At 71.0% G+C, this 3,960-nt stretch carries 6 protein-coding genes; 3 read left to right on the forward strand and 3 right to left on the reverse strand.

The genetic code is table 11. From position 1 onward, the window contains the following. Positions 1-568, reverse strand: a 568-nt coding sequence (locus tag ACTWQJ_RS47800; RefSeq protein WP_443312637.1) for a DAK2 domain-containing protein, incomplete at its 3' end; no start/stop codon positions are given. Positions 569-833: 265 nt separating this feature from the next. Between ACTWQJ_RS47800 and rpmB the strand changes: the two genes are divergently transcribed. After that, the gene (gene rpmB / locus ACTWQJ_RS47805) at positions 834-1,019 is read left to right on the forward strand and encodes a 50S ribosomal protein L28 (protein WP_003993230.1); all 186 of its coding nucleotides are present in this window, start codon (positions 834-836) and stop codon (positions 1,017-1,019) included. Positions 1,020-1,166: 147 nt separating this feature from the next. Here the strand turns inward: rpmB and thiD are convergent, their stop codons facing one another. After that, positions 1,167-1,970 (reverse strand): bifunctional hydroxymethylpyrimidine kinase/phosphomethylpyrimidine kinase, encoded by an 804-nt coding sequence (gene thiD, locus ACTWQJ_RS47810; protein ID WP_443312638.1) that lies wholly within the window; start codon positions 1,968-1,970, stop codon positions 1,167-1,169. Further along, positions 1,967-2,929, reverse strand: a complete 963-nt coding sequence (locus ACTWQJ_RS47815) for a thiamine-phosphate kinase (protein ID WP_385512920.1) — start codon at positions 2,927-2,929, stop codon at positions 1,967-1,969. The genes thiD and ACTWQJ_RS47815 overlap by 4 nt, the downstream gene beginning before the upstream one ends. Before the next feature lie 227 nt (positions 2,930-3,156). Between ACTWQJ_RS47815 and ACTWQJ_RS47820 the strand changes: the two genes are divergently transcribed. Both ACTWQJ_RS47820 and ACTWQJ_RS47825 read left to right on the forward strand, forming a co-directional pair. Beyond that, on the forward strand, positions 3,157-3,390 hold the full coding sequence (locus ACTWQJ_RS47820; RefSeq protein ID WP_003997603.1) for an Lrp/AsnC family transcriptional regulator: 234 nt from the start codon (positions 3,157-3,159) through the stop codon (positions 3,388-3,390). 20 nt (positions 3,391-3,410) lie between these two features. Next, the gene (locus ACTWQJ_RS47825; RefSeq protein ID WP_443312639.1) at positions 3,411-3,911 is read left to right on the forward strand and encodes a DUF3515 domain-containing protein; all 501 of its coding nucleotides are present in this window, start codon (positions 3,411-3,413) and stop codon (positions 3,909-3,911) included. Positions 3,912-3,960 lie beyond the last annotated feature (49 nt).

The following is a 3,960-nucleotide window of genomic DNA, read 5'->3' on the forward strand; positions in this document are numbered from 1 at the left end:
CCAGCTGTCCCGGGGTCGCGGCGAGAGCGGCCCGCGCCCCTTCGTAGGCGGCCCGTGCGACCGTCCCGCAGTCGCCCTCGGCTCCACCGGCCGCGTCGGCAGCGGCCGAGGCGACCGACAGGACCGTGCCCTCCACGGGGTGGGCCACGGCCTGGCGGGCGGAGTCGGCGGCGCGCCGCAGGGCGAGCCGCAGGCTCTGGGCGTCGGTCTGAGCGTCCGCACCGTCGACGAGCACCTGCGCCATACCGCGCAGCAGCTGCGCGAGGATCGTCCCGGAGTTGCCCCGCGCCCCGATGAGCGCCCCGTGCGCCATCGCGCGCGTGACCTCGGCCAGCGACGGCCCTCCGGGGTTCCGGGAGCCGACCTCGTGCGCGGCGAACACCGCCTCCACCGCGGCGACCGCCGACTCGACGGTCAGATACAGATTGGTGCCGGTGTCCCCGTCCGCCACGGGATACACGTTGATCGCGTCGATCTCCTCACGCGCGCGTCCCAGCGCCTCCAGCGCGAGACCGCACCAGGTACGCACCGCCAGAGCATCGAAGAATGTCTGCGGCACCTGCGCCACCTGCGCCTCCTTGAGCTGGACGTCGGACGCAGCGTAGCCCTGGGGCCGGTGCCCGGCGGAAGAGGGCGGGGGCGGACGCCTGAGCCGCCGTGGTAGTTTCGTTGTACGGGCGCAGTCGTTGTATGCTGCTCCGGTTGCCCGATCCTGATCGGGCTATTCCCCTGGCAACGCCACTCAGATCTCAGATCGCTCGCAAGAGCCTAAGATCTTGATCCCGGCATGCCGGGATCAACCGTAAGTGCATCTGAAGTCTTTGGAGTGACCCGTGGCTGCCAACTGCGACGTCTGCGGCAAGGGGCCGGGCTTCGGCAACAACATCTCGCACTCGCACCGCCGTACGTCCCGCCGCTGGAACCCGAACATCCAGCGTGTGCGTACCGTGGTCGGCGGGACGCCGAAGCGCGTGAACGCCTGCACCTCGTGCATCAAGGCCGGCAAGGTCTCGCGCTGACGCACAGCTGCTAAGCGCGCGGCCACTGCTGGTTCGCTGCAGAGAGCCGGTCCACCTCGTGTGGACCGGCTCTCTGCTGTGCCCGAAGCGGATCCGCTGTGCCCGAAGTGGATCCGCGACCACGGGCATCGAGCTGAGGGCGAGCGCTTACGCGCTGCAGCCCGCCCTGAAGCGCCACCCATGGTCCACGGGCCCGATCCCCCCACCGAGCGCGAACCCGGCCGCGATCGCCCCGGTGACGTACTCCTTGGCCGCCGCCACCGCCTCCGGCACGGACTGCCCCTTCGCGAGCTGTGATGCGATCGCCGACGCGAGGGTGCAGCCCGTGCCGTGCGTGTGCCGGTTGTCGTGCCGGGGCGCGCGCAGCCAGTGCTCCTCGGAGCCGTCGGTGAGCAGATCCACGGCGTCGCCGGGCAGATGCCCGCCCTTGATCACGACCCAGGTCGGTCCGTACGCCAGCACGGCCGCCGCGGCCCGGCGCAGGTCGGCCTCCGACTCGACCCGTACACCCGTCAGTTGGGCGACCTCGTCGAGGTTCGGCGTCACCACGGTCGCCGCCGGCAGCAGCTTCGTCCGTACGGAATCCAGCGCGGAGGCCGCCAGCAGCGGGTCCCCGTGCTTGGAGACGCCCACCGGGTCGACGACCGTGGGCGCGTCCGTCTCGCCGATCAACTCGGCCACCACCTCGACCAGTTCGGCCGAGGCCAGCATCCCGGTCTTCACGGCCTGGACGCCGATGTCGTCGACGACGCTGCGGTACTGGGCCCGCACCGCCGCCACCGGCAGTTCCCAGGCGCCCTGCACGCCAAGGGAGTTCTGCGCGGTGACCGCGGTGAGCACGCTCATGCCGTGCACGCCGAGCGCGAGCATCGTCTTCAGGTCGGCCTGGATGCCCGCACCCCCGCCGGAGTCCGAGCCGGCCACGGTCAGCACTCTGGGCGGCGCGCTCATGACTCGATGTCCCCGAAGTGGTCCCAGCCGCCCTTGGTCCACGCCGCCCCGTCGACCGTCACCTGCGGCAGTGCCGAGGGGTTGAGCACCTCACCGATGACCTTCCAGCGGGCGGGCAGCTTCACATCCGGCGGGAAGGTCGCCACGATCGCGTGGTCCTCTCCCCCGGTGAGCACCCACTGCAGGGGGTCCACCCCGACCGCCTGCCCGATGTCGTTCATCTGCGAGGGGACGTCGATCGCACCGGAGCGGATGTCGATGCGGACCTTGCTGGCCTCCGCGATGTGCCCGAGGTCGGCGATCAGCCCGTCGCTGACGTCGCACATCGCCGTCGCGCCCAACGCGGCCGCCGCCGGACCGGCGTGATACGGCGGCTCGGGGCGCCGGTGCGCCTCGACGAAGGCGCGCGGCGAGCGGAACCCGCGCGACAGCACCGCGTAGCCGGCGGCGGACCAGCCGAGCCAGCCGGTCACCGCGACGAGGTCACCGGGCTGGGCACCGGCCCGAGTCACGGGCTCCTGGTTGCGCAGATCGCCGAGCGCGGTGATCGACACCATGATCGTGTCACCCCGTACGACATCACCGCCCACCACGGCGGCGCCCGCGACCTGGCACTCGTCGCGCAGGCCGTCCATCAGCTCCGTCGGCCAGGTCACCGGGAGTTCGGCCGGGACGACCAGACCGAGCAGCAGCGCGGTCGGGACGGCGCCCATCGCCGCGATGTCCGCGAGGTTCTGCGCGGCCGCCTTGCGGCCCACGTCGTACGCCGTGGACCAGTCACGGCGGAAGTGCCGCCCCTCCAGGAGGAGGTCGGTACTGGCCACCACCCGGCGGTCGGGCGCGGCGACCACCGCGGCGTCGTCACCCGGCCCGACCCGCACCGCCGGGGTGGTGGTGAGACGGGAGGTGAGCTCCCTGATGAGCCCGAACTCACCGAGCTCACCAACAGTGCCCTTCATTGCCCTTACGCCCCTTCTGTCCCTGTGCGTTCCCGGTCGCGGGTCATCAGTGTCCTCGATACGGTCGAAGTGACCGCCGATCCGCCCCGCCCGACCGTCAACATCCGTCGTGCCTGCACCGCGGCGCGTGTGCCGTGGTCACCGCAGGTCTCCCCGCGGCGAGCGGCAACGCGATACCGTGGCGTTCCTTTTCCCCACATGATCCTCGTGGCCGCCCTGGAGGTTCCGTGGTACAGGCGTACATCCTGATCCAGACGGAGGTCGGCAAGGCGTCGACCGTCGCCGAGACGATCAGCAAGATCCCTGGGGTGATCCAGGCCGAGGACGTGACGGGACCGTACGACGTCATCGTGCGCGCCCAGGCCGACACCGTCGACGACCTCGGTCGCATGGTGGTCGCCAAGGTCCAGCAAGTGGACGGGATCACCCGCACCCTGACCTGCCCGGTCGTCCATCTCTAGCCCCCGTCTACCCTTGGCCGGTGAAGTTTTCCCGTCACCGGCTCATCGGTCTGCCCGCGTCCGTTCTGTTGATCACCGTCGCGGGCTGCTCCTCAGCAGACGACAGCGCGGGCATCGCGGTTCCCAGCCCGGACACAGAGGTCACCAAGCTGTGTCAGAACCTGGACGGTGCGCTGCCTCGTGAGGTCGCCGGTCTGGAGCGCCGGGACCCCGAGCCCCGGTCCGTCCTCACGGCGGGCTGGGGAAACCCCGCGATCATACTGCGCTGTGGTGTCGCACGGCCGCCGAAGATGATCGACCCGAAGGTGGCGGAGGGGCGGGATCCCGACGCGGTGGCCGGGGGCGTGAACGGCGTCGACTGGCTGATGGAGAAGGGGGACGACGGGGCGTACCGCTTCACAACCGCCAATCGTCTTGCGTACGTCGAGGTCGCCGTGCCGGAGGGGCGTGACTCGTCCGCCGTGCTCATCGATCTCGCGTCGGCCGTCAAGAAGACGATCCCGAAGGGGATTGCCGGCTGAGGCCTGCCCGGCGGATCATGCCGCAGACGCGGGGTCTGGCATGCCCATC

This window comes from Streptomyces sp. KR55 (genome assembly GCF_052245645.1).
Taxonomy (GTDB): Bacteria; Actinomycetota; Actinomycetes; order Streptomycetales; family Streptomycetaceae; genus Streptomyces; species Streptomyces flavusporus.